At 40.1% G+C, this 669-nt stretch carries 1 protein-coding gene; it reads right to left on the bottom strand.

The window, feature by feature from the left end:
- Positions 1–368: 368 nt before the first annotated feature.
- Positions 369–669 (bottom strand): VOC family protein (locus ACFSUF_RS07720; RefSeq protein WP_377601796.1); only part of this gene is annotated, 301 nt, incomplete at its 5' end.

Here is a 669-nt window from a genome sequence, read left to right as displayed (position 1 = left end):
AGTATAATAAATGCTCATCACGATATTCCTTCCTTCCTAAACTAACTACGACACAACTATTCTGATCACTTTTAATCACAATACTTTTATTCAATATATCGTAAAATAATAGTATAGAAAATGGAATGATTGAAGAAGAACTTGTGTTAATTTACATTTGAACAATCATGGGATTTCGTACCCGTTAACTCCTATTTAAACATACATTTTGAAATCCTGCGAATGAGCGAGCATTCGTGAGAAAATCCTTATTCTCTGAGGGAGTGTAAAAGGCTGCTGATCAATCGGATCTGCAGCCTTCACTGTGTTATTGCGCTATCGTGTCCCGATAGTTCAATAATCTTATTCTTTTCAGTTATTACCCGTTCTCAGGGTTGCCAAATTTCCCACATGTTCCCGTCAGGATCATAGAACCGCAAGTTGGGTCCACATGTTTGCCGAATTTCACCAACAATGTTCACTCCGTTTTCCTTAAACCGCTCGAATAGTTCTTGGATACAAGGAGTCACGAAACACCCAACTGCATGACGATCACCATTGGGCCATGTAAACCCAAGTCGACCGCCCTCCGCTCCTGATCCTATGAGGAACAAAGCGGGAATCGATCCTTTAGCAGCGTCTTGATGCTTCCCATTCTCATCAAAAAAACGCAATATACATATTTCCATC

Source organism: Paenibacillus gansuensis (genome assembly GCF_042684925.1).
GTDB lineage: Bacteria > Bacillota > Bacilli > Paenibacillales > DY6 > Paenibacillus_N > Paenibacillus_N gansuensis.
The sequence above is the reverse complement of the archived record's forward strand: the minus strand, read 5'-3'. Positions and strand labels throughout refer to the sequence as shown.